Source organism: Faecalibacterium sp. Marseille-P9590 (assembly GCF_017377665.1).
GTDB lineage: Bacteria > Bacillota > Clostridia > Oscillospirales > Ruminococcaceae > Faecalibacterium.
This window is the reverse complement of the sequence record NZ_JAFREF010000005.1, coordinates 109,183-133,619: the sequence shown is the minus strand read 5'-3', so window position 1 is coordinate 133,619 and position 24,437 is coordinate 109,183. Positions and strand designations below refer to the sequence as shown.

The 24,437-nt window shown below is 57.6% G+C and carries 25 protein-coding genes; all 25 read right to left on the bottom strand.

The genetic code is table 11. The features are described 5' to 3' along the window. Positions 1-6: 6 nt before the first annotated feature. On the bottom strand, positions 7-984 hold the full coding sequence (gene moaA, locus J3349_RS08045; protein WP_207677044.1) for a GTP 3',8-cyclase MoaA: 978 nt from the start codon (positions 982-984) through the stop codon (positions 7-9). Next, positions 977-1,474, bottom strand: a complete 498-nt coding sequence (moaC, locus tag J3349_RS08040) for a cyclic pyranopterin monophosphate synthase MoaC (protein ID WP_015565526.1) — start codon at positions 1,472-1,474, stop codon at positions 977-979. The genes moaA and moaC overlap by 8 nt, the downstream gene beginning before the upstream one ends. 13 nt (positions 1,475-1,487) lie before the next feature. Further along, the gene (locus J3349_RS08035; protein ID WP_207677043.1) at positions 1,488-2,507 is read right to left on the bottom strand and encodes a molybdopterin-binding protein; all 1,020 of its coding nucleotides are present in this window, start codon (positions 2,505-2,507) and stop codon (positions 1,488-1,490) included. Positions 2,508-2,520: 13 nt separating this feature from the next. Then, positions 2,521-3,039: a molybdopterin-guanine dinucleotide biosynthesis protein B gene (gene mobB / locus J3349_RS08030; RefSeq protein WP_149794438.1), complete on the bottom strand. Its 519-nt coding sequence runs from the start codon at positions 3,037-3,039 to the stop codon at positions 2,521-2,523. Further along, on the bottom strand, positions 3,029-4,267 hold the full coding sequence (gene glp, locus J3349_RS08025) for a gephyrin-like molybdotransferase Glp (protein ID WP_207677042.1): 1,239 nt from the start codon (positions 4,265-4,267) through the stop codon (positions 3,029-3,031). Before glp ends, mobB begins: the two co-directional genes overlap by 11 nt. A gap of 426 nt (positions 4,268-4,693) precedes the next feature. Further along, positions 4,694-5,611, bottom strand: coding sequence for a hypothetical protein (locus J3349_RS08020; RefSeq protein ID WP_207677041.1), 918 nt, complete (start codon positions 5,609-5,611; stop codon positions 4,694-4,696). A 185-nt stretch (positions 5,612-5,796) separates the two neighbouring features. Then, positions 5,797-7,977 carry an aldehyde ferredoxin oxidoreductase N-terminal domain-containing protein gene (locus J3349_RS08015; protein ID WP_207677040.1) on the bottom strand — a complete coding sequence of 727 codons (2,181 nt, stop codon included), beginning with the start codon at positions 7,975-7,977 and terminating at the stop codon, positions 5,797-5,799. A 15-nt stretch (positions 7,978-7,992) separates the two neighbouring features. Next, complete coding sequence (locus J3349_RS08010; protein WP_015565531.1) at positions 7,993-8,637, bottom strand: ferredoxin-like protein; 645 nt, start codon at positions 8,635-8,637, stop codon at positions 7,993-7,995. A 22-nt stretch (positions 8,638-8,659) separates the two neighbouring features. Continuing rightward, positions 8,660-9,577: an FMN-binding protein gene (locus J3349_RS08005; RefSeq protein WP_207677039.1), complete on the bottom strand. Its 918-nt coding sequence runs from the start codon at positions 9,575-9,577 to the stop codon at positions 8,660-8,662. Positions 9,578-9,743: 166 nt separating this feature from the next. Further along, on the bottom strand, positions 9,744-10,508 hold the full coding sequence (locus tag J3349_RS08000; protein ID WP_207677038.1) for a formate dehydrogenase accessory sulfurtransferase FdhD: 765 nt from the start codon (positions 10,506-10,508) through the stop codon (positions 9,744-9,746). Positions 10,509-10,537: 29 nt separating this feature from the next. Continuing rightward, positions 10,538-12,100, bottom strand: a complete 1,563-nt coding sequence (locus tag J3349_RS07995) for a recombinase family protein (protein WP_242699575.1) — start codon at positions 12,098-12,100, stop codon at positions 10,538-10,540. A 128-nt stretch (positions 12,101-12,228) separates the two neighbouring features. Next, on the bottom strand, positions 12,229-13,956 hold the full coding sequence (locus J3349_RS07990) for an ABC transporter ATP-binding protein (protein WP_207677037.1): 1,728 nt from the start codon (positions 13,954-13,956) through the stop codon (positions 12,229-12,231). 3 nt (positions 13,957-13,959) lie between these two features. Next, positions 13,960-15,729 carry an ABC transporter ATP-binding protein gene (locus tag J3349_RS07985; protein ID WP_207677036.1) on the bottom strand — a complete coding sequence of 590 codons (1,770 nt, stop codon included), beginning with the start codon at positions 15,727-15,729 and terminating at the stop codon, positions 13,960-13,962. Between the two features lie 40 nt (positions 15,730-15,769). Continuing rightward, complete coding sequence (locus J3349_RS07980) at positions 15,770-16,486, bottom strand: DUF6796 family protein (protein ID WP_207677035.1); 717 nt, start codon at positions 16,484-16,486, stop codon at positions 15,770-15,772. A gap of 27 nt (positions 16,487-16,513) precedes the next feature. Next, positions 16,514-17,023: a hypothetical protein gene (locus J3349_RS07975; RefSeq protein WP_207677034.1), complete on the bottom strand. Its 510-nt coding sequence runs from the start codon at positions 17,021-17,023 to the stop codon at positions 16,514-16,516. 59 nt (positions 17,024-17,082) lie between these two features. Further along, positions 17,083-17,685 (bottom strand): N-acetyltransferase, encoded by a 603-nt coding sequence (locus J3349_RS07970; protein ID WP_207677033.1) that lies wholly within the window; start codon positions 17,683-17,685, stop codon positions 17,083-17,085. Then, on the bottom strand, positions 17,682-18,476 hold the full coding sequence (locus J3349_RS07965) for an alpha/beta hydrolase (protein ID WP_207677032.1): 795 nt from the start codon (positions 18,474-18,476) through the stop codon (positions 17,682-17,684). Before J3349_RS07965 ends, J3349_RS07970 begins: the two co-directional genes overlap by 4 nt. Before the next feature lie 20 nt (positions 18,477-18,496). Next, the gene (locus J3349_RS07960) at positions 18,497-19,099 is read right to left on the bottom strand and encodes an L-2-amino-thiazoline-4-carboxylic acid hydrolase (protein ID WP_207677031.1); all 603 of its coding nucleotides are present in this window, start codon (positions 19,097-19,099) and stop codon (positions 18,497-18,499) included. A gap of 6 nt (positions 19,100-19,105) precedes the next feature. Further along, positions 19,106-19,738, bottom strand: coding sequence for an L-2-amino-thiazoline-4-carboxylic acid hydrolase (locus tag J3349_RS07955; protein WP_207677030.1), 633 nt, complete (start codon positions 19,736-19,738; stop codon positions 19,106-19,108). Beyond that, positions 19,735-20,661 (bottom strand): 2-dehydropantoate 2-reductase N-terminal domain-containing protein, encoded by a 927-nt coding sequence (locus tag J3349_RS07950; RefSeq protein WP_207677029.1) that lies wholly within the window; start codon positions 20,659-20,661, stop codon positions 19,735-19,737. The genes J3349_RS07955 and J3349_RS07950 overlap by 4 nt, the downstream gene beginning before the upstream one ends. 102 nt (positions 20,662-20,763) lie before the next feature. Then, positions 20,764-21,249: a hypothetical protein gene (locus J3349_RS07945; protein ID WP_207677028.1), complete on the bottom strand. Its 486-nt coding sequence runs from the start codon at positions 21,247-21,249 to the stop codon at positions 20,764-20,766. Next, positions 21,249-21,950, bottom strand: a complete 702-nt coding sequence (locus tag J3349_RS07940; protein ID WP_207677027.1) for an L-2-amino-thiazoline-4-carboxylic acid hydrolase — start codon at positions 21,948-21,950, stop codon at positions 21,249-21,251. Before J3349_RS07940 ends, J3349_RS07945 begins: the two co-directional genes overlap by 1 nt. A gap of 123 nt (positions 21,951-22,073) precedes the next feature. Continuing rightward, a complete protein-coding gene (locus J3349_RS07935) occupies positions 22,074-22,568 on the bottom strand; it encodes an ABC transporter permease (RefSeq protein ID WP_207677026.1) in 495 nt (164 codons plus the stop codon). Positions 22,569-22,630: 62 nt separating this feature from the next. Beyond that, on the bottom strand, positions 22,631-23,428 hold the full coding sequence (locus J3349_RS07930; RefSeq protein ID WP_207677025.1) for an alpha/beta hydrolase: 798 nt from the start codon (positions 23,426-23,428) through the stop codon (positions 22,631-22,633). Positions 23,429-23,518: 90 nt separating this feature from the next. Next, a complete protein-coding gene (locus tag J3349_RS07925; RefSeq protein ID WP_207677024.1) occupies positions 23,519-24,382 on the bottom strand; it encodes an MBL fold metallo-hydrolase in 864 nt (287 codons plus the stop codon). Positions 24,383-24,437: the final 55 nt, after the last annotated feature.

Here is a 24,437-nt window from a genome sequence, read left to right as displayed (position 1 = left end):
AGTAATTTATCCTCCGATACGGTACATCCCGCGGGTGGCGGGCATGGAATTGTCTCCGAAATGATGTTCCCGAGGTTTCGACCAGATCGTCTCCCGGATGGCCTGTAAAAGCTCCTCGTCGGCTGCGCCGCCGCGCAGCAGGGTGCGCAGGTCGCAGCCCGTCTCGCTGGCAAGGCAGGGGCGCAGAAAGCCCTGACTGGTCAGCCGCACCCGGTTGCAGGAAGAACAGAACTTGCCATGGACTGCCGCAATGAAGCCCACATCACCCTTCCAGCCCGGGACGGTGTAGTAGACGGCAGGCCCATCGCCGAACCCGGCGCTCTGGGCGGCGGGCAGGGGCGAAAACTCCGGCCAGCGGCGGGCAAACCGCTCCCGCAGCTCCGGCCCCGAGATGCAGGGCATGGCCGCGCCGTAGCCGATGGGCATCATCTCGATGAACCGCACCTGTAACGGGCGGCTCTCGGCGAGGGCGGCCAGGTCTTCCAATTCACCCTCGTTCACGCCCACCTGCGGCACACAGTTCAGTTTGACAGGGATGCCGCTGTCCAGTGCGGCGCGGATGCCCTCCATGACGTGCTCGAACTCGTCCCGGGCCGTGATGCTTTGGAACACTTCGGGGCGCAGAGTGTCGAGGCTGATGTTCACGCTGTCAAGGCCGGCCGCCAGCAGGGCGGGCAACTGCTGCGCCAGCAGGATGCCGTTTGTGGTCATGGTGACTTTGCGGATGCCGGGGATGGATTTCAGGCCCGCCACCAGCTGGTCTACGCCCTTGCGCACCAGCGGCTCTCCGCCGGTGACGCGGACGGTATCGACGCCGCACCGGGCAAACAGGGCCGCCAGACGCAGGAACTCTTCGTAGGTGAGCACGGCTTCCCGTTCCAGCTTTTCCACGCCGTCGGGCATACAGTAGCGGCAGCGCAGGTTGCACAGATCGGTGACGGACAGGCGCAGATAGTGGATATTGCGCTGGGCAGAATCAAACATAGCCGCCCTCCGCCCGGATGTAGTGGCCGCTCTTGCCGCCAGTCTTCTCGACGAGATGGATCTCGCCCAGCTCCATGCCCTTATCGACGGCCTTACACATATCGTAGATGGTGAGCAGGGCGGTGGAAACGCCCGTCAGGGCCTCCATCTCCACGCCGGTGACGCCCGCCGTCTTGACGGTGCAGAGCGCCTCCACAGCCTGCCGCTCGGGCAGAAGCCTGAAGTCCACGCTCACTTTCGTCAGCGGCAGCGGATGGCACAGCGGGATGAGCTCGCTGGTGCGCTTGGTGGCCATGATGCCGGCAATGCGGGCCACGCCCAGTACATCACCTTTCTTCACGGTGCCGCTCTCCACGGCGGCGAATGCCTCGGCGTTCATGGTGATGATGCCGTGGGCGGTGGCCTCCCGGAAGGTGACGGTCTTCTCGCTCACATCCACCATCACGGCGTTGCCGGAGGCATCAAAGTGGGTCAATTTGTTGTCAGTCATAGAATGAAACCTCTCAGCAATGCCCAAATCCGCAGTTGGGCCAGTGGCACTCGGCGCAGCCAAGGCACAGGCCGCCCTCGCCCAGACGGGCAATATCCTCGGCGGTGATGGCATCGTCGGCCAGCAGACGGGGCAGCAGCAGGTCAAAGATGGTGCGCTTGGCGTACATGACGCAGCCGGGCAGGCCACAGACTGGCACACCGTCCAGATAGCTCACGAGGAACATGGCACCCGGCAGCACCGGTGCGCCGTAGGTGACGATGTCCGCGCCGGTGTTCCTGATGGCCAGCGGGGTGCGGTCGTCGGGGTCCACGCTCATGCCGCCGGTGGTGAAGATGAGCTCACAGCCCGCCTCTTTCGCTTCCAGAATGGCGGCGGTGATGCCCGACGGGTCGTCGTCGCAGACCTTGTGGAAGGTCATCTCACAGCCGTACTCGGCCAGCTTGCCCACGAGGATAGGGGTGAACTTATCCTCGATGCGGCCCTTGAACACCTCGCTGCCGGTGGTGATGACGGCAAACTTCTTGGCCTGCATGGGCAGCACGTTCAGGATAGGCTCACTGCCTGCGGCAGCCTGCATGGCGTCCATCTTCTCCTGTTCGATGACCAGCGGGATGATGCGGGTACCGGCCAGTTTCTGGCCCTTTTTCACGGGCAGGTCGCCGTGGATGGTGGCAATCATCATCTGGGGCGTGCGGTTCACGGCCAGCAGGGCTTCGCGGTTGATTTTCAGCAGGCCGTCGCAGTCGGCGATGAGCTCGATTTTTCCCTCTTTCGGCTCAGTGCCGTGGATGTTCTTGCCCGCAGCGGCCTTGTACAGCAGCGCGGCGGCTTCGTCCTCGTGGAGGATGCCGGGCTTTTTCTCCCAGACATAGAGGTTTTCTTTGCCGATGGAGAGCAGCACGGGGATGTCCTCGGGCTGGATGATATGGCCCTTGCGGAAACGTGCGCCCTTGAACTCGCCGGGAATGATTTGGGTAATGTCGTGGCAGAGCACCTGGCCTGCCGCGTCTTCGGTACGAATCAGTTTCATATCTGTCTTCTCCTTACAGGCCCGGCATCTGGGCAACGAGCCAGTCGGCCAGAGCCTGCGCATCTTCCAATCCAAAATCTGCCCCCGGAATGTCTCCCACCACAGCCAGCGGCTGGAAAGACACCGGTGTGTCCGAAATTTCTTTGCGGACAACTTCGATTTTCGGCCAGCCGCTGTCCTTGAAGCCTTCCAGCAGCACCAGATCATAGCCGTGGCGCTCGAAGAGCGCCAGCAAGTCCTGCTCCGTCAGGCGGAACATCTCGGTCAGCAGATAGCGCTGGCCGGAGTAGACCGCCACCCCCTCGGCCCCCGCTTCCCGCAGGCGGTAGCTGTCGGTGCCGGGGACATCGGGAGTGAAATCATGGCCGTCGTGCTTGATAATGCCCACTTTCAGCCCCCGGCTGCGCAGGGCAGGCAGAAGCTTTTCCAGCAGCGTCGTCTTGCCGCTGTTGTGCAGGCCGCTGACGGCCAGCACCGCCGGGCGCTTGAGTTCGATCTCCTGGGCCAGAGCCTCTTTCTGTTCACTGTACAAAACTGAGCACCTCCACTTCTTCGCCCGGAGTCACCGGGCCGCTGCCCGCAGGCAGTTCAACGAGACAGTTGCAGCCGATCATGGCAGAAAGGCTGCCGGACGAGTGGGCTTCGGCGTTGCCCTCGCCGGGGATGGTCACGCTGCCGCCCATGGCCTTTGCCCGCAGATAGCGGTTCCCCTTGCTGGACTTCGAGAAGCCCGTGGTCAGGGTACGGGTGGTGCGGGGAAGAAGGCAGCTTTCCTCACAGCGCCCCGCCGCCCGCAAAAGAGCCGGGACGGCATATTGTTCCAGCGTAGCGGCGGCGGCAAAGGGGTTGCCGGAGAGACAGAACACCAGCTTGCCGCCCACTTTCCCGGCCAGCATGGGGCTTCCGGGCTTCTGGGCCACGCCCGCAAAGAGGATGTCCGCATTCAGATGTTCCAGCACAGCGGGCAGATAGTCTTTCTGCCCCACCGAGACGCCGCCGCTGGTGATGACGGCATCGCACTCCGCCAGCAGTTCCCGCATCTCATGGGCGATCTCCTCCGGGTCGTCGGAGCAGTGCCGACGTTTTACCGCAAAGCCCAGCTGCCGCAGGCGGGCGGCGTTCTGGACGCCGTTGGCGTCGTAAATTTTGCCGGGCGTCCAGGCCTCGCCCGGAGCTAAAAGCTCGCTTCCTGTGGCCAGAACGCCCACGGTCAGCGTCTTGTAAACGGGGACTTCAGCGTATCCCTGCCCGGCCAGCACGCCGAGATGGGCGGGGGAGAGTACCGTACCGGCTTCGGCGATGACAGCACCGGCGGCGATGTCTCCGCCCCGGAATACCACGTTCTGCTGGGGCTTCATGGCGGCATAGAGCTGTACCGTCTCTTCGCCGCTGTCGGTCAGCTCCTGCATCAGCACACAATCTGCGCCCTCGGGCAGGGGTGCGCCGGTCATGATGCGGGCCGCACAGCCCACAGGCAGGGGCGAAGCGGGGGCATCTCCGGCGTAGAGCTTCATGGTCACGGGCAGGGTGACGGGTGTTTCGCGGCTGGCACCGGCGGCGTCGGCGCTGTGCAGGGCGTAGCCGTCGAAGGGGCTGCGGTCAAAGGGCGGCTGGTCCATCCGGGCCGAAAGCGTCCCGGCGGCAATGCGGCCGTCCGCTTCGTCCAGCGGGACAATCTCCGTCTCCGGCCTCGGCAGAGCCGCAGCGGCATCCAGCACGCGGCGCAGCGCCTCAGAGGGCGCGCAGAAAGGCTGTTTCATAAAAAATCCTCCAAATGCCCGGCCATACCCGGCCTGCTATGGCTCAGGCGGGGCGCAGCGGGGATTCATATAAAAAGGCAGGTTAAAAAAGAAGCGGAGACGTCTTGATGGAAAATCAAAACGCCTCCGCAGAATATCCGCACATTCCGGCAAAGGGCAGCTTGCAGACTGCCATGCCGATGGCTGCTCTCCGCTCCCTGCCGCCCTTGCAGTGGCGGCAGAGCATGGAAAGCCCCTGTGTGGATGGGAGGAGTTCTTTTTTTCAAATTGCAGCGTTTCTTCTGCGGGAAGGCGGCGGGGTTTTCCCCTCCACCCTTGAATGCCGGCTTATATAGCCCTTAGCATTGCGGCGCGATGTCATGCCCGACGGTTTAGACACCTTTGCTCAAAGAAGCTCATATACCCTATTTGATTGTGTGGGATGCTTTAGTCGGTCCACTCGTCCACGTCGCTGATGGCTTTTGCGTAGCGGCGGGTGAGGTGCTGGGTGGAGAAGAGGAACCGCTCGTTCTGGTTGTTGATCAGCTCCTCGATGTCGGCGTACTCCGGCTTGCCCTGCATGGACTGCCACGTCTGCTCGATGGCTTCCTGTGTCAGATCGTAGGGCGAGCGGCGGAAGTACTGCAGCGGGGTGGCGCTGGGGTAGACGCGGGCGTTGAATCGCACCATCTCGGCCACCATGGCGCAGAGGTCCTTGTCCTCGATGAGCTGCGCGATCATGGCGTAGTTGTCGCTCATGTTGGCGCTGGAGTAGTAGTAGGCATCCTTTGCGCCGGCGCGGGACACAATGTCTGCGCACTGGGGGTCTTCCGGCATCTGGGCCAGGAGTTCATCGGCGTTTTCCACCTCACTCACCAGCAGGGCGTGGGATGTGACCAGCGCCGCCGCCGAGCGGGAGCGGATGTAACCCGCCAGCTCCTGTGCCGGGGTAAGCTTGGGCAGCTCCGGCGCGGTGACGGTGGGCTGGTCGGCGTAGGGGTCGCCCTCTGCCTCCGGTGCAGCGGCCAGAAAATCCAGCAGCTGGGGCTTTTCGGCGGCGTGCGGTGCAGCCGTCTCTTCGAGAGCGGGCTGTGCCTCGGCCTGCTTTGCGGCCAGAGCATCCGTCTCCTTCTGCACAGCGGCAATGACGTCCTCGCCGAGCTTTGCGGCGCTGCCGTCGAACATACTGCCCGTTTCCTTCAGGCGGCGGGCAGTCTCGCTGGCCGCGTCGATGTCAAAGACCTCGGCCTTCGGCTTCTTTTTCGCGGCCATCTCTGCCTTCTGCAGGTCGAGGATGACCTGCTCAGGGTCGGAGGCGGCGTCCACCGTGGTGGTATAACCGGGTTTGCGTCTGCCAAACAGCATGATAGTTCCTCTCGTTTCTGTGAAGTTGTTTTTGTAAGCAGAGTGCATCGAACGGCGAGGATTTTTGCCCGCAGACAAGGCGATTTTCCGCAGCAATCCTGACGGATTGCAAGGAAAAGCAACGCCGTATGCGGGCAAAAAGACCGTTCGGGCGGTGTGCAATGCTTATGAAAACGGCTTCTTAATTACTGGGCTGCGGCCTCGCTGGCAGCAGTCTCTCCGGCGGGAGTCTGGTCGTAGATGCCGCGTGCTTCCAGATCGTCGGCCATGTCGCCGAGGTCGAACTTCTCCAGCGTCTCGCGGGTAGGCACACCGGTGGTCTTGTCCCAGCCGAAGATGTCATAGAACAGGTCTTTTGCCTTCTCCATGTCGGCGCGGTCCAGCTTGGTGGTGCCTTCCTCGAATGCCTTGAAGTCGGGTTCCTTGTCGAAGACCCAGTCGCAGATGGCGTCGTGCTCCTGACGGAGGTTTGCGCTGCCGCAGTTCTTCTGGAAGCTGATGGCGGTCATGGCGCGCAGCATCTGGGTGATGCGCTCGCCTGCCTCCTGCAGACCGGCCTGGGTGTAGGTCTCGCCGGTGACGGCGGTCATGAAATCTGCCTGCAGGTCCAGATCGCCGTGGTAGGCCCGCTCCTTGGAGGGAGACTGGGTCATGGGCCACATCCAGTTGCAGAGGGTGGCAGAGTCGTGGAAGTTCTTATCGTTGACGCAGTAAGCGGCCAGCTTTGCCTTGTTTTCGTTGATGGGCGTGTAGGCCTTGGCCTTGTCGTAGCAGCCCTCGCCGAAGAAGTCCTCCATGACCTTTTTGGTCACGTCGTAAGGAGCGCCGGAACCGGTCTCGCAGACGATCTCGTGGATCATGCAGTCTCTATTATACACCAGATTGTACAGCATGCCAACCTGCCATGCCTCTGCGGGGCCGTGATGGTTGGGGAAGCCGTTGTACATCAGGTTGGAGTTGGTGGCACCGTCGGTGCGGTCCAGCCAGCTCTTGGGCAGGCCGAACTTTTCCATCATGGCCAGCGTACCCTTTGCGATGACGGACAGGTCGCCCTCGCCGTAAGCCATGCGGCGGATGAGCTCCACCTCCCAGCGGGGGTCACCGGCCTTTTCCCATGCCCAGGGCAGAGAGTCGTACTCTTCCTCGCTGATGTACTTGGTGGCCTCCTCACGGGGCATCCGCAGGATCCAAAGCAGGTCACGGTTCAGGTTGCCGTAGTTGTCCCACAGGCCCATGTCATCGACGGCGTGAGACCATGCCAGGTTGATGACCATGGTGCCGTCGCCCTCGTACTTGAAGTCGTGGACGCCGTCCGGGTAGACGCGGGTGCCGTACAGCACGGGCATACAGGTGTTGGAGTTGTGGGTGGGCAGGTCGTAATCGGCCAGCGGGTCCACATCATACTCGGTGTAGCAGCGGATGGGGCAGGAGGAGCAGCCGCCGTTCTTCACGGTGTACTCCGCAGCCGGTGCGCCGAAGTCGAAGTAACCCTTGAAGCAGCGCAGCGCGATCTTATTGATGTCGTTGTAGGGCTGCTCGCCGGTATCCACGGGGCCGCCGGGAGCCTTTTTCCACATACGGCCCGGTGCGCCGGACCAGCGGTTCTTGCCGGAGGTGGCGCTGTACTCTGCCCAGCTCTGGGGCTGTGCGGGGACGTTGTGGTTGTTGTTGCCGCCGATGAGGTTGCCCATCATGTAGTTGGACAGCTCCAGCACCTTCTTGGGGTCGGCCACCTTGACGCTGCCGGTGCCGCGGATGGCCAGGCCCTTCAGCTTCTTGTTGCCCATGGCAGCGCCCAGACCGGCGCCGCCGGAGTTGCCAAAGCTGGTGTTCAGGGTGGAGTAGTCCACCAGATTCTCACCGGCAGGGCCGATGGAAGCGGTCTCGAACTCACGGCCATTCTGCTCCACCATCCACTTGTTGGACGCGAACGTACCCTTGCCCCAGATGTCAGAAGCGTCCTCGAGGGAGACCTCGTCGTCCTCGATGCGCAGGTAGACGGGCTTTGCGGAGATGCCGGTGATGACGATGCCGTCCCAGCCCGCATACTTCAGCATGGGGCCGATGTGGCCGCCCATGTGGGCGTCGATGATGGAGCTGCCCTTGGACCAGGTGGAGCGGAAGGTGACGTTCATGCGGCCGGAGCAGGGCACGCCGGCACCGGTCAGGGGGCCGACGCCGAAGATGACCTGTGCCTTCTCGTCGTAGGGGTCGAGGTCCATGGGAGCTTCCTCATACATGATGCGGTAGGCCATGCCCATACCGCCGATATATTTATGGTATTTTGCGTCATCCTGCGTGGTGATCTCGCCAGTGGTCAGGTCAACGCGCAGGATCTTGCCTGCCCAGCCATAACTTTCAGCCATTGTTGTTCCTCCTCCTTACAGGTCCATGTAGGCAGCCTGTGCTGCGCTGGTGACGGCATCCCAGTCCACGATGGACAGAGCGCCGGACGGGCAGCCTGCCACGCAGGCACCGCAGGCGATGCACTTGGACGACTTGCCGGTCTCGGGGTTGACGGTGGGCATATGCCAGGGGCAGGCCTCGTGGCAGGCGCCGCAGCCGATGCACTTGTCGGTGTCCACCACACGGATGCCCTGCTCGTTGGTCGTAATGGCCTTCTGGGGGCAGGCGTTGCCGCAGGCGGGGTCCTCGCACTGGCGGCAGGTATCCGGGAAGTAGACAAAGCAGTTGTCGTTGCCGGACAGCAGGCCGTTGCCGGCACCGTCCAGATTCAGACGGCGCTGGATCTTTACGCGGCTGATGTAAGAGGAGCACACACCATCGTTGGTCAGCGTGCAGTTGATCTCGCAGCGCTGGCAGCCGGTACACAGGTCGGCGTTGACCACCAGCAGGCCCTGGGGCAGCGCCCAGGTAGCCACTGCGCCGCTGTCCACCTGCTTCTGCGAGCAGCCGAAGAGGGACAGCATGGATGCGGAGAGGGTGAGCCCTGCAAGGCTCTTGCCCGAGATCTTCATAAATTGACGGCGGGTCATGTCAGCCGTCAGAAAATCAGTTTTTGCCATAGGTTCCATTCCTCCGTTGAGGTCACTCTGCGCGGAGCACCTCAGTTACATAGAAATACGAGTTGTTGACGATGTTGGTGACGGCGGTCGAGGTGATGGTCGCGCCGGAAAGGGCGTCCACCTCAGTCAGGTCTGCGCTGACAGCGCCGGCACTGGTCTGCCCGGTGGTCAGTTCGGCCTGTGCCAGCTGATAAGCGGCCTGCTTTTCTGCGGACCAGTCCGCATAGGGCAGAGCCTGCTCCTCACCGTCCTGCGCACTCTTGCTCAGACCGGCGGCGTAGAGCTTGCGGCGTGCCACAGCCTCGGCGCTGGTATCCATCGGAGGGATCAGCTCGTCGGCCAGCGGCTCGCCGTTCAGTGCCGAGAGGGTCAGACCTGCTGCGTACATCCTGCGGGTGGCCTCGGCCTCGGGAGAGGTGTCGGACACATTCCACTGCGCGGGGTCAAAATCCTCCGCAGCAGCGGGCTGCTCCTCCGCCGCACCGGCAGCGGCATAGGCGGCACCGGTAAGGGGGTCGGTCACAGTATAGCTTTTGCCTGCCAGCGTAAATGGAGCTGCGCCCTGATACTGGGACGTGAACTCCGGGTTGACACACTGACCGCCGAGGCTGTCCGTCTCTGCCTGCGAGAGGATCTCGACAGCGGAAACATTGCCCTCGGCGTCAAGGGTCACGGCAGCCTGCACATCGCTCTGGAAGCCCTTCTGAGAGCCTTCCACGCGATAGCTGCCGTTGTCGAGCTGGTACACTGCGCTGATGCCGTAGGCGGCTGCATCTGCCTCCGACACTTGCAGCAGGGTACCTGCAACCGTGGTGCGCGCGTGCTGCATTGCGATAAGACCTACCGCCATTGCGACTGTTGCAGCGCCCATGGCCGCATAGCCCGGCAGCCGCTTGCGCCACAGCGAAACGGGCGCAAACGGGTTGGTTGCCTGCTTCATGTTATCACCTGCCTGTTTTTTGGTCGTCTGGGAAAACTCCCAAACACGAAAATGACCGCTCTGCCTGCTGCAACAAGCGGAGCGGTCTCTTCGTTTCGTTAATATATTATCACTCGGGCCGGAAGTAAGTCAACGCGAACCGTAAGCGTTCTTTGTTTTGTAACTTTTATTTTGTACGTTCCTTCAAAGTTAAGGGGTGTTTCCGGCCGCACACGAATTGCAGGCCGTATTCTGCGGCCAGCTCCAGCGACTGGACGGTGGGCATGGTCTTGCTGACCAGTGCCGGAACGCCAGCCCGGATGGCTTTGCGCACCATATCCATCGGTACGCGGCCGCTGGTGTAGAGCACGCATTCGCTGAGGGGAACACCGGCCAGAAGCACGCTGCCCACGGCCTTGTCCAGCGCATTGTGGCGTCCGATGTCCTCGCAGGCACAGAGGATGCGGCCCTCGTGCAGCACAAAGCAGCTGTGGACTGCATGGGTGGCCTGATAAAGCGGAAGGCCCGCGCTCATGGCGGCGGCGAGGGCATCCACCCACTCCGGCTGTACGTCCAGATGCGGCACCGTGCGCAGCGGCTGCACTTCCACCGGACTGCCCAGCGCGACATTGTCGGTGCAGCAGCTGGAAACTTCCTGTGCCGCCGCGCGGCGGGCCGTCAGCGGGTGGTTCAGGTAGATGTTGACTTTCAAGCCTTCCGCGCAGACGGAAATTTGTTCCACTTCCTCTGCGGAGGCGATCCATCCTTCGGTCAGCAGCCGCCCCAGCGCCAGCTGCGGCAGCAGCTGGGGGGTGCATACCACCCGGAAGGCCGGCTGTTCATTTACATAGATAACTGCGGCGTGTTCTGTTGGAATGGCCGCTTCCGTGCCGCCCGGCATCCGTACGGTTTCAAAGGCGGCTGCTGCGCCGAAGAGGTCGTTTATCTGCATGGGGGTCCTTTCTCTGTAAAAGCTGCTGTTCAAGTCCTCTTATCCGCTGGTAGAAAGTTTTCAAAAGGACTACGGGTAAAAGAAAAACGACAGCCTTTTTGAAAGCTGTCGTTCAAGAGTGCAGGAATGCAATCCAAATCCGAACCATTTCCCTCGGATGCAACTTCTACCGTTTCTCCAAAGGTCACGGTCTGTGTGCCTTCTTTATAATTGAAGGTTATCAAAACCTTATCATCATACAGGTAAATCGAATTGATGAAGGTATCCACCAACGCCTGTCGCTGGTCTTTCAGGCTCATATCCAGCTTACGGAACCGCAGCAACCAAAAGCGAATGAACTCCTCCGTGACCTTGGGCTTCGCCAGCTTTTCTTCCGCAATGCGGGCTTCAAGCTCACGCTTGGTTTCTTCCAGCTGCTCTAGCCGCTCCTTGGTGGAACTGGTCAGGATACCGGCCTGAATCGCATTCAGCATATTCTGGATACCCGATTCCGCATCCCGGAGCTGCTTCTCGTAAAGGGGAAGGTTGGTATTCTCCTTGTTTTGCAGATCCATCACCTTGGCAATGATGGATTCCATGGCGGCATCATCCTTGACAAGCTGCATGGTCTGGTTGACCACCAGATCTTCCAGCCACTGTTTGCGGACGGTCTTTTTCTTGCAGCCCTTGTGCTTTTTGGCAGTAGCACATTTATAATAGCGGTGGACTTCGCCCGTCCGGCTCGTGCCGCTCTCTCCAAACATCAACGCCCCACAGTAGCCGCAGAACAACTTGGTGGTGAGCAGATAGTCGTCCTCTGCCTTTCTACGGGCAGGGGCTTTCTTGTTTTTCAACATCTTCTCCTGTACATCGTTGAAAAGCTCTACGGACACGATAGGTGGAATCGCATCGGGAATCAGGACGTCCCGGTACTTCAACTCGCCGATATATCGGCGGTTGCTCAGCATGTGCTGGATGACATTGAAAGTCATTGGCCCACCGCGCTTATTCTTGATGCCCTTTTCATTGAGCCAATCCCGAATCTCCCGCATCGTCTGTCCGTCATTGTACCGCTGGAAAGCTTCAGCTACAAAGGGAGCTGTGAGTGGGTCGATTTCAAAGCGGCGGTCTGCGTTGATGGTGTAGCCGAAAGGGATAGCACCGCCGGAGAACTTTCCTTTCAGGGCATTTTCTGTCATGCCACGAATGACCTTTTCGGACAGGTCAGCCGAGTAGTACTCCGCATAGCCCTCAAGGACGGATTCCAGAATGATACCTTCCGGCCCATCCGAAATGACCTCGGTAGCCGACATGAGCTTGACACCGTTCTTCTTCAACTGGGTCTTATACCGGGCACTGTCATAACGGTTTCGGGCAAAGCGGTCAAGTTTCCAGACCAGTACAATATCAAACAGCTTCTTGTCGCTGTCCTTAATCATCTGCTGGAACTCCGGGCGGTTGTCTGTCTTGGCAGAGATGGCGCGGTCGATATAGTGCTTGACCACGGTGATGCCGTTTTTCTCGGCATAAGCCGTACATTCCCGAATCTGGCCTTCAATGGATTCTTCGCGCTGATTATCGCTGGAATAGCGGGCGTAGATCACGGCGGTCATGGCGGGCACCTCCATTTATACATCATTGAACGGTGGAACGTTCCTTCAAAGCAATGTTTCGTATAATGGATATACCACAGTTTTTAACCGAATGCAAGACTTTTTTCAAATAAAAGCCGCCCTCATTCTCAGATCGTCCAGTTCTGGCTTGCCGACTGCAGATCCACCATGTGGGTATACAATCCCTTCCGGGCGTACAGCTCTGCCGGGCTGCCCTGCTCGGCCACGATGCCGCCCGACAGCACTACCACCTGATCCGCACCGGCTACGGTGCGCATCCGGTGGGCGATGATGAGGACGGTTTTATTTTTTATCAGCCGGGATAGAGCCTCCTGAATGGCAGTTTCGTTTTCCACGTCCAGGCTGGCGGTGGCCTCGTCCAGCAGGATGATGGGCGCATCCTTCAGGAAGGCGCGGGCGATGGAAATGCGCTGACGCTCGCCACCGGAAAGGGCGCAGCCGTTCTCGCCGATGTTGGTGTTCCACTTGTCCGGCAGCTTTTCGGCAAATTCCTCGCAGTTTGCCAGCTTTGCTGCTGCCAGAACCTCCTCGTCGGTGGCACCTTTGCGCCCCAGACGAATGTTTTCCAGTATCGTGTTGTCAAACAAGGTCACATCCTGAAACACGATGGAATACAGGCTCATGAGCTTTTCCGGGTCGATTCGGGAAACCTCCATGCCGCCTACGGTGATGTGTCCTTTCTGGTAATCCCAGAACCGTGCCGCCAGCCGGGAAACGGTAGTTTTACCGCCGCCGGAGGGGCCTACCAGTGCCGTGACCTCCCCCTGCTTTGCAGTAAAGGAAACGTCCCGCAGCACCGTCTCGCCGGAGTTATAGGCAAAGCCCACATGGTCGAACACGATATCGCAGCCCTGATTGGTCAGCTGCTCGCTGCCGGTCTGCAGGGGAGCGTCCAAGATCTCATTCATCCGTCCCACATTGGTGCGCATGGCGATGACCGCCGCCAGATTCTGCAACGCGCCCTGCATGGGGTCGTACATCCGGGAGGCCGCCATCAGGAACAGAAACAGAGTCAGCACGTCGATACTGCCCTGCACCAGCAGCACCGAGCCGGTGAGCGCCACCGAGGCAATGCCCAGCTTGAGCACCATACCCGCAGAGGACACGAACAGCGCTGTTTCCAGTTCTGCCACAATGGACTGCTTTTCCACTGCCCGAATTTTGTCGGAAAGGCCGGCCAAATACCGCTGCTCCGCATTGTTGGCTTTCAGGTCCCGGAGAGTCTCGATGTACTCCTGAATGCCGTCCGCACAGGCCATTTTCGCCGCCATGGTCTTGGCCTGTACCCTGTCCTGCACCCGGTAGCTGCCCACCACAATGGCAACAGATACCGGGATGACCCACAATGCCGCCAGCGCCATCCGTCCGTCAAAGGTAAACAGGCTCAGGGCAATGAGCACCGTGGAGATGAGGGAACCGAACAGACCGGGGATGAAGTGAGAGCAGTCTTTTTCCAGCACCTCGCAGTCCGCCATAATGGTGCTGGTCAGGTCGGCAAGATCCCGCTTGCCAAAAAAGGACAGGGGCAGCTTGCGCAGCCGCTCCGCAAGGGTCAGGCGGCGGGTGCCGCTCTCTTTATAGGTAGTAAAATAGGTGCCGTTATACTGGAACCATGTGGTCAGCAAGATCAGTGCAAAGCAGGTCACGCACCCTAACAGGTAAAAGGCAGCTCTCCCGCTCGTGGAGCCTGCCAGCAGATCTTTTACCAAGAGATACAGCAGCCCGGTGGGCAGCATGAACGCCATGTTCTGGAACGCACAGGCCATAACGCCCTTTACCAGCCCCTTTGCGCCCTCCGGGGAGCTGGCCGTGGCGTGTTGAATTTTTTCGATCATTTCTTACCCCTCCTTTGCGACCTTCCACTGCACCGATGCCTGATAACCCTGCCACATCCGGGCAAACAGGCCGTTCTGCGCACATAACGCGTCCTTTGTGCCAGATTCGGTGATACGCCCGTCCTGCACCACATAGATGCAATCAGCGTTGGCTACGGTGGACAGGCGGTGTGCGATCATCAGCACCGTTTTGCCTTTGGCAAGCTGGGCAAAAGCGGCCTGCACCTTTGCTTCATTGTCCGGGTCGGCAAAGGCGGTAGCCTCGTCCAGGATCAGGATGGGCGCATTTTTCAGCATGGCGCGGGCAATGGCGATGCGCTGCTGCTCGCCGCCGGACAGATACACACCATTGGTGCCGATGACCGTATGGATGCCCGCCGGGAACTTTTCCACGATATCCATGCACTGTGCAGCTTTCAGCGCCGCCAGCACCTCGGCTTCGGTGGCCTGCGGTCTGCCCAGACGGACGTTATCCAGAATGCTGCCCTTGAGTAGGCGGCTGTTCTGGAACACAAAGGAAATGGTGTCCATCAGCTCTTCCTTGGGGATAGCCCGCACATCGGCTCCGCCCACCCGGACGCTGCCGCTCTGCACATCAAAGAACCGGCAGACAAGGTTTGCCAGCGTGGATTTTCCGCCGCCGGAGGGGCCCACAAAAGCCACCGTCTGCCCCGGCTGAATCTCCAGAGAAACGCCCTTGATGACCTCGGTTTTGCCGTCGTAGCTGAAATGCACATCCCGCAGCGCAACAGAAGCATCCTGTGGATGCTGCGGAACAGCCTGCACCTGCATGGGCGCTGCCTCCAGCACCGAGTCGATGCGTGCCAGCGCATCCGCTACCACCATCTTGCTCTCGCTCATGTACATCATGCGGGTCAAGGTCAGGGAAATCACCGGGGTGATGATGATATAGAACAGCAGATTCAGCAGAAATTCCGGGGTGACGCCGTGAGCCGTAAACAGCAGCCCGCCCGCGATCAGAAAGGCGAACACGCCGTTGACTGCGGCAGTGTAGAACATCATGGGCAGGCGCAGGTCTTTGGTGTAGGAAATGACCCACTTTTCGTATTCGTCAATGGTGGCCTTGAACTTTTTGAAGGAAAACACCGACTGCCCGAAGGTCTTGACCACCGGGATGCCCCGGACGTACTCCACCGCCTCGTTGGACATGGATTCCAATGCGTTGCCGTACTGCCGCATTTTTTCGGCCATCCGCTTACCGGTCATGGTCGCCATGATGAGAAACGCCAGCACCACCGGCGCAAGGCTCAGCAGCCCCAGCCGCCAGTCGAACGCCAGCAACAGCACCAGCAGCCCCACCGGGGTGGCGATGGCGTTGTACTGGTCGGGCAGCTGGTGGGCAAGATAGGTCTCGGCGGCTCCCGTGCTCTCGTGGATGATCTTGCGCAGCTTGCCGCTGCCGAAGTTCTCGGCAAAGCCCAACGGCAGCACCGCCAGATGCTCCGACACCGCCAGCCGCAGATTGGTCGCCACCCGGAACGCTGACAGATGGGAGCACAGCAGTGCTGCAATGTAGATGAGGTAAGACAGCACCGCAAACAGCACTGCCATCCAGCCGTAATGGGGGATGTTCACCGCCTGCGCATAGTCCGGCGCAGCGTTCAGCACATCCCGCAGAATTTTCCAGATGTACGCAAAGGGCACCAATGCCACCAGTGCGCTGACGGCAGACAGCACCCATGAGGCATAGGTGAAATAGCGGTAGTTCCCGGCGTAACCCATCAGCCGGGAAAGATCGGACTGTTTTTTCACGGAAAGACCTCCTTCAAAAAAATTCATCAACTCAAAATTGCTATCTGCCCGCAAGGCACGCAGAACGCTTTCTCTCATAAGCCGCAGCTGCAACGCACCAGACCATGATGGCACTGTTCGTGCTGCTCTGGCTCATCACAGACATCCATGTGGCCACCGGCACCTGCATTGCCTGCGCAATATCCGGAACTGCGGCCAGCAGAAGGTTCCATGTGACCGGATGAAACGCAAGCATCCACCTCGGATAGCACGTTTTTCCGGCAAGCAGCATCACGAAATGGATGGCAAAAAACAACAGCATCGGAAGATACAGCGGGAGAAGCGCAGGGAGCATCCCATCCTGATAGGCCGTGACTGCCGCAAGCGCGGCCTCCGCTCCGATCCGCGGCCCCAGATAGGTGGCAAACCATGCCATGGTGGCCACCCATGTATGGATGGTCAACGCAATGGCAACGGTAAATATCCCGCACAGGAACTGCACGCTTTTGGTTTTTCTGTATTTTTCGTCGATGTCCGCATTCAGTGTCTTTACCACAAAGTAATAGAGAAAGCCCCCGATCGCTCCCAGCCCAACAGTAAGCACAGGCCTCCACAGCCCATAGGAGCCGGACAGATAACAGGCTCTGTTGAAAAGGCCGGTGTCGGTTTGCTGAAGCGAAATACAGCTCAGCAGCCAGTCTCCGGCAGCCATAAATCCGCATCCGATCGCACCAAGAATGCACCAACGGATGAACATTTTACTTTCTTTTCTGTTCATTTTTTGTCCCCATTGCGGTTCATCAAGTCACTGCACCCCATAGAAAATCCCTTTTTTGAAGGAGAGATAGATCGGCAGTCCTGCGACGAAGTTAAGAACACCGCCAACAGTGAGCCATACAAGCTCCGACGAAGCACCTGCATACAGCACAAGCTGAAGTATTCCAATCACTGCCCCCGCCAGTCCGGAATAGACTGTCACGCCAAAACTCAGATTTTTCTGAATCTTTGTGGCAATTTCCTTTTCATGGATCTTGTTCAGATAAATCAGATATACAACCCCGAACAGAATGCCCGCCAGCGCAAGGAACGCCGCATAGTCCAGCACATGACGAAAGCCGTTTCCGCAAAAATAAATGATGCCCGCGATCAGATGCGTCAGCCAGCCAATATCGCTTATCAGCCCCAATATCAAAAACGGAATATCCGGCATCATCGCGGTGTAGCGGATTCCTTGTTTTCCCTCATGCTGAAGCTGTTTGATATGATATTCTGTTGCTTCTCTTTTTTCATGCAGGATTTCTTTTATCGTACTCATTGAATCTCTTCATCTTTCCATTCATTCCCAAATATAACATCCGTTTTTTCTCGCTATATTTATCCGTAACGCGGGTACCTGATCAAATCATACAGCTTGCCAAATGCACCAAGATCGTGCGTTCCGGCAAGCTCCATACCCAGATGCACATATTTGTCGCACTTGCTTTTGGCATCCGTTTCCAGGATCACCGGCACGCCCAGCCGGTCGCCCTCGGCAAAGGCAATGTCCAGCACCTTGCGCATATAGCCCTGCCCCTGATATTGCTCCCGCACACAGACAAGCCCAACGAAAATATAGGGTTTCTTTTCCTTGTCCATGCGGTCTTGCAGGGAAGCTCCGCCTCGCTTGATAGCGATACCAAATTGCAGAAGACGCTTCAGGGTGGAGTTGTGCAGCATTCCGCAGGCGATGGGCCACATGGTCTTGAGTCCCATCTTCTCCTTCGGCAGCTTGTAGGCGATATAGCCCTCGCCCCGCTCGCTGGTGGTATGCAGAAAGCCGCCCCGCAGCACCCCGCGCACATAAGCGCAGATATAGTTTGCCGTGGCTTCTTTCCCGGAAAAGGCGGCGGACATTCCCGTTTCCTCTCCGTAGTCATAATAGCCGAAAGCATGGCCGATATCATGGATGGCTTTCTCGTCCAATGTTGTAACTTTCATTGTATTTCACTTTCTTGATTTTTCAGTGCATCTCCCTCTGTCTCGCCGTCCGCCAGAAAGCGCTCCATCTCCGACGCAAGCAGCGCTGGATGATTGATGATCTCGCCATGGCCGAAACCGGGGAAGCAGCGGACCATCAGACCCGGATATGCCGTCCGCAGCCGCTGAATGGCCTTTTTCATGTGCCCTTCTTTTTCTCCGTACCAGCAGGCGACCTTTGCATCGGGCTGTACCAAGAAGTCCGTTCGATAGAGATAAAGCCCAGCCTCCCAGGTGGCTCGGACGGATTCTAAGCTGATATGATCCGGGATACGGCGGAGCATAGTCTGCATTCCCTGCTCCGTCTGCCCCATAAAGCGCAGCGCCCATGCAGGCATGTACTTTTCGTGTGCCGTTCGATATTGCTTTTGCGGCATGACCTTCAAAATCAGTCGATTCAGCACTCCGAAATCCAGATACTCCGGCCCGCTGAGGATCATCCGATCGATTTGAACGGTTGGGGAAGCCTTCAGAAAAACAGCCGGTCCACAGCCCAGCGACTCTGCAAAAAGCAGATTCAACTGTCCGTCAAGCTCTTTTTCAATATAAGCGGCCAACTTGTCCGCCTGATCCCGGGCAGTCGTGTAGGTCGTTTCACCTGTTCCGTCAAAGCCGTCAAAGCTGACGGCATACACGCAGAATTTCCTTTCCAGCAGCGGGATCAGATCCTCAAACTGACGCCAGCACATAAGATTTCCGTGCAGCAGCATCATGGTCTTTCCCTCTATATTGCCGAATCGTTTGATCTCCATACCAATATGCCTCCCCGCTATTATCGGACCTTCATGCAAAAATCGCAGCGGTCATTTCCGCGCCCCAGCGTCATGCTTCTCTCCCAGATCAGCTTCGGATGCAGCCCGGTATAGCTGATGTCGTCGCTGTCGCAAAAGCAGCGGCACAGCTCCGGGCAGCCGTATTCTGTGCAGGTGTCGTGATAGGGACACTCCATCATATCCACACGCCAGACGCCGTTGCCTGTCTGCAGTTCTTTTGGGGCAAAGCCCGCCGCCGGGCCGAAAACGCTCCGGGTGGATTTGACGAAAACGCCGGGAACAAGGCGGTAAAGCCCCGGTATGTGCAGCAGGGCGGCAAGCTGTTTGTGGCTCGTTCTCGCCAGCCGCTCCACATAGCCATGAACGGTTTGCAGTGCCTCCTCTTTCGGCATGACCCGCTGCAAGGTCTCGTAGGCCGCAATGCCTGGTAATATCTGCCGCTTGAGGTGGTATTGCTTTTCCTTGCTTGCACCCGCATTTTCAGCCAGAAGTGCATTTAACCGCACATCAAAAGCGGCGTTCAGTTCCTTTGCCTGCGCGGGAAAGCGTTGCGCCGCAGTCTCCCGAAAGTCACGGGAAAGATAGGTTTCCTTCCTCTTCATCGTCCGTTACCCTTTCTTTTTGTACCCACAGTCGCAGTAGGGCCCGCCGGAGGCAAGGGTGTACTGCCGCACAAAATTTGTCACGCCGCCCGCCTCGTTCATGGTGTAGTCCAGATGGCACAAAGCGGGGGTCAGGTCGTACAGACCCAGCTCCTTCATCAGCACACAGATGCCGCACTTGGTAAAGCGTCCCTCGTAGCCGCTGCCATCCGGGTATTCGTAAAACTCCATGTTCCACGAATAGGGGTTGCGGTCGGCGGCTTTCAGGGCGGCAGTGGCTTTCATAGCGGCAATATCCTTTGGGGTGAACTTACTTTTTCCGCTCTTGCGGCAGAACCACTGCATGGGCGCTGTCATCATGGATTTTGCGTAGTAATCCGTCAGCCTGTCCACCTCCGGACGCTGCGGCATGGAGGGGATGAACGCGCCGAGCATTGCGCAGTTGACGATGTTCATTTTGAAGCGGTCGGCCTTTTCAAACTCCGGCAGCCTGCGGATGATCTGCCGGTATTGCGGCTTTGCCTTTTTCGTGATGGTTCTTGCGGTGGCTGCATCATAGCCCAGCACAGCGGTCAGTTGTTTTTGAAAGGAGCCTGAAAACAGCACCCACATTCCAAAAGGCATCCCGGCGTATTTCATTGCAGATACCTCCCGGCTTCCGTTTCCAGTGCCTGCCATACCGGGTAGGCTGCGCCATGTTCATCAAAAAATTTCTTGAGGTCCCGGTTCAGCGCGCTCATTTCGTCGATGGCGTTCATAGCATGGTCGGAGGCGCAGAGCTTGCCCAGCGAAGTGGCACACATCAGCTTGAAAAAGCGCAGGCAGGTCTTGCGGTACTTTTCCCCTTCAAAGTCCGCATCCTCCTTGGGCAGAATGGCGTGCCCGGCATCTCGGATGGCGCGGTATCCCTCGATGTTGGCATCCAGCACACGGTTCAGGTACGCGGTATCTCCCCTGAGCTTTTTCAGGTCGCCGTCTGTCTTATAGCAGGCGAAGGCCGCAGGCATCACAAACGCAGCATGGCAGAGCAGATAATCCTCCATGTTCGACTCGTAAACGACCTTGTATTTTGTGCCGTGGAAAATGCGCCCGATCAACTGTTTATTGGAGGTTGCACCCGTCAGCTGCCCGATGGTGATCTTCTTCAGGTCGATGGAGACCACCCGGTCAGCCTCCCGATGCCCGGCAGAAAGCGCAAAGGCAAACAGGACGTTCTTTTCCGGCAGTGCCGCCGCCAATGCTTTTGTCTGTACGTTGTTGCCCACAAATACGATGTTTTTCGTCCGATTCGCCCGCAGCGTGTCCAGAGCGGAATCCAGCTGTGTATAACGCAGGACCACAAAGATCACATCGTACTTTGCATCCGGCGCAAGCTCCGTCACCACCGGAATGCGGCTGACCGAAGTGCAAAGCGAAAACTTATCCTTGATCCGCAGGCCGTTCTGCTTGATCTCCGCAGCCCAGTTTCCTCGCGCAAGCAGGGTAACATCCTTTCCGGCGCGCAGCAGATTTCTTGCCAGATTGCACCCCAGAACGCCTGCACCATATACCAGAATTTTCATTTCTTGCCTCCAAATCCGATCTTCACGATCTGCATTTTCATCCCGTTGTCCCCGACCCTTGCAAGAAACCGGAAAAAGCTACTGACGGAAGGGCCTTTCCGATCACTGTATTGTCATCATTGCCGCCAGCACCGCCGCTATGACTGCCATGCCCACCGTGCCGAATAGCCACTTTTTCTGCTTGTCTTTTGCAGTAATGTAGGGCTTCAGATCCTCTGTTCCGGGGATCGTCCATGCGTTCGTGTGCCCCACCCAGTAGCCATCGATCAAAAAGCGGTCAATGAGATTCATAACGGACAAGATGACAAGCAGCTGCCAGAAGCCCGCCGCAAAGCCTTTCGCACCATTTATCCCATAGACACAGACCAGCACATAGCTGATATAGCCGGGGACGCATACCGCTTTGAAAATCAAAGCATTTCGCTTTATTTTCTCGTGTGTTGTAAGTCCCAGCTTCACGCACCGCCGCTGCACCGCCGGGCTGTAAAGATGCACCATCCCAACAGCCCCTTTGCGGATGCCCACGGCACAGACAAGAAACAGCAAAGCCCCCAACCCAAGACCTTCCAAAATCACCTGTAAAAGCATTACTTGTTCCTCCTGTATCCGTTTTCATCCCGGTATTCGGGATGTTCCTTTGCATACGGGTCTTGATCGCCGCAGATGGTATAGTCGCATCGGCAGCCGTCCACGCAGGTGGTCGTCCGCACGAGCTTGGCATGGAGCAGTTCCATGGACGCATAGTCCACATTGCACAGGGCGGGCATGATCTCTGTAAGGCCGTTTCTGATAGCAAATTCCGCTGCGGGACAGGCGGTAAATTCATAATAGATTGGCTTGTTCTTTTCGTAAGGAGCCACTGTCATTTCATAATCGTGCCACTTGTCACAGCCCGCTTTTGCCTGTACGAATGACTTGTACATCAGTTTCTTCCAGAATGGCTTGTTGCAGTCCACGAATTTCAGTTTGCGGAAGGTCGGCAGGATCAGATTTTCCTCGATTTCCTCGATTTCGCGGAAGGATGTAACCGCTTTGCAGGCTGCATAGTAGCTCATGATGGCGATGCAGTCATAGGTGCCGCCTGCGCCGTTGTGAAAGTTCCGTTTCCCGCCCAAATCAGTGCGCCAGTCTGAAAGAAAATCCACATACTGCCGCTGCACCTTTTCCCATATCATCTCCCGCTCCGCTTCCGGGTAATGCAGGGCGATTTTCGACTGTATCTCCTTCTTGCAGGGCTTGGAATACAGCACATGACAGCTGCGGTCGAATGGGAGTTCATCGTCCTTCATCTGTTTGCCGCCTCCTCACGGTTCGTTTGTGTGAACAAGGTTGTTGTCTACTGCTTGACATCTTTCCAGCGGGTAAACCATCGTGCAGTTAGATTTTTCATCGATTCCGCTACTATGTATGGTTCAAAACGCTGTGACGATCAAGGCTGACAGTGCAGCGACTGCGGCAAACAACGGGATGCCGCGCCAAAACGATTCGATATGTTTTTTTGGATTTTGATAGTATTTCTTCTCCGGCAGGAAAGAAAAGCGGGTACGTTTTGTGTTGCGCCACCAGAGAAGATCGATCACCAAAAGATCGAACGGCCCAAGCCCCTCGCTGAACGCAAGAAAGTACCAAAATGCCGACAGATAACCGTCCAAGTTCAGCACACCTCTCAGCGCAAGTCCTAAAGCGGAAAACACGACTGTGAAAAGCAAAAGATTGCTGAGCCAAACGGCAGCGGTGGATTTTCCCTTCGGAACAGCCTTTCCAAGCTGATGGTCGCTTCGCACACGGTTTTGAACTTCTTCGGGATAAGAACGCAGCCCCATGAGATTTTTCTTGTCCGTGCCTGTTCCAAGAAAACATACGCCCCAATACAGAAAATAAAAAGCAATTGCAACGATGATTTTCATCAGCCTATATCTCCGTTGAATCCAAAAAGCTGCGGATAGAGCATTCTGATTTTTCCTTTCTTTCAGCTTCTTTTGTTTTGAGCTGCCGATGTGTGTGTCAGGAACTCCATGATTCTCCGATAAAAATCCTGCGGATACATCATCACAAGCTCCGCGTGATCCATCTTCGGAATTTCATGCAGTTGCGCCCGTGGAAAATATTGCTTTATAAAGCAGCTATTGCTGTGTCGCGCCTGCTTTTCCTCTTCGCCGTACCAATATGTGATTTGGCAGCCCATTTCAGCCGGCTTCGTCGGCAGAGTATAATTGTTCGCCGACCAGAAAATGTTGCGGACGGTGCGTTTTGAATAGGTTTTCAGATACGCCGCCAGCGCATCATACTCCTTCACTGGATCGCGCCCCGGCATCGTCCAGCGCTCTGGCGGATAGACCGTCTCAAGGACCTTGCGGCTCTTCGCTATGAGCCTGAAACCAAGATTGTCACGCAGGCAGGCGAGACGGCGCAAAATCAGCGGCATCCGATACGGCGTAATGCCTGCATCAATAACGGCGCGCTCGACCGGGATTTTTCCCAAGGCGAGAAAGCGTGTCAGACACGCACCGCCCAGAGAACAGCCATATGCCGCGTTCAAGTGGGTAATGCCGCGCGCTTGCAGCCAATCTGTTACCTCGTCTACTGTCGTCTCCACAGAGATAAAGTCTTCTCCCGTTTCGCCGTGACCGTCATAGACGATCTGAATCACATGGTAATCCTGCGAAAGCAGGCCAACCGAGTCGGCGAACGCCCACTCCGGCTCCGCCGTGCACGGCAGAAACAGCAGCGTCTTTTCATGTTCTTTTCCATATTCCAAAGTTCTCATACCATCCGCCCCTTGGTTTTTGCAGCATTATTTTTTCGGATTACACTCCGTCATCGCGCCAAAGAATGCCGGTGCGCCGCCTGCACTTCCTTATCTTCCCACGCCCTTTAAGTACCCGCTTTTTGAGTTTTCCTCAGTATCATCGGATTCATCATAGGCATCGTAAAGCGCATTGGGGTCGTGGGCTCTTTTCTTGAAAGGCGAGCACAGCTCATTTTTGTGCGCAAAGGCAAACTCCATGTTGTCCGTCCAACCTGTGTGACCGGTAATGAACAGCGGATGCAGCCCACGTTTTCTCAGCTTTTTCTCCAGCAAAGCCAAAGACTTCACCGCCAGCTTGTTATCCTCTGCCAGCGAAGAAATAAAACTGTATCCGCCGTCCGCACCGAACCAGAGGGTATCGCCGGTAAAGAGATATTTCCCGTCCACAAGGTATACCATGTGCCCCCATGTATGACCGGGAACGAGAAAACACTCGATCCTGATGCCGTCAATATCAAAGACCTCACCATCGTGCAGCAGCACTTTTTCATTGTTGATCGTCACCTGCGGCAGCTTATAGAGATGATAAATGACCTTGCGGCGTGCTTCTCCGGTCAAATACCGGTTCTCGATCTCGCCAATGTACAGCTTCGCATTCTGGAACAGCCCCGGACTGTCTGCTTCCACCGCACCCACATGGTCGGTGTCCTGATGGGTGATAAGGATATGGTGTATCGACTTCGGATCAATCCCAAGCCAGCTCATTTTTTCGGCAAGGCGATCGTAGTTATATCCCGCATCGACCATAATGGTCGTATCGCCTTTGCGGTAGAAGAAGATGTTCGCCACCCATTCGCGCACGCAGGCAACATTCTTGTCAATCCAGCCGGTGTTCAAAGGCTTGAAGATCTCCTTGCCCCGGTACATCCAGCTCATTGCTTTTCTTTGAAATTCCGTTGCCTTTTTCGACATGATCGCACCTCATTTCTGTGCTGTGATGCACAGCCAGCCCTTTTTATTTTTGTGG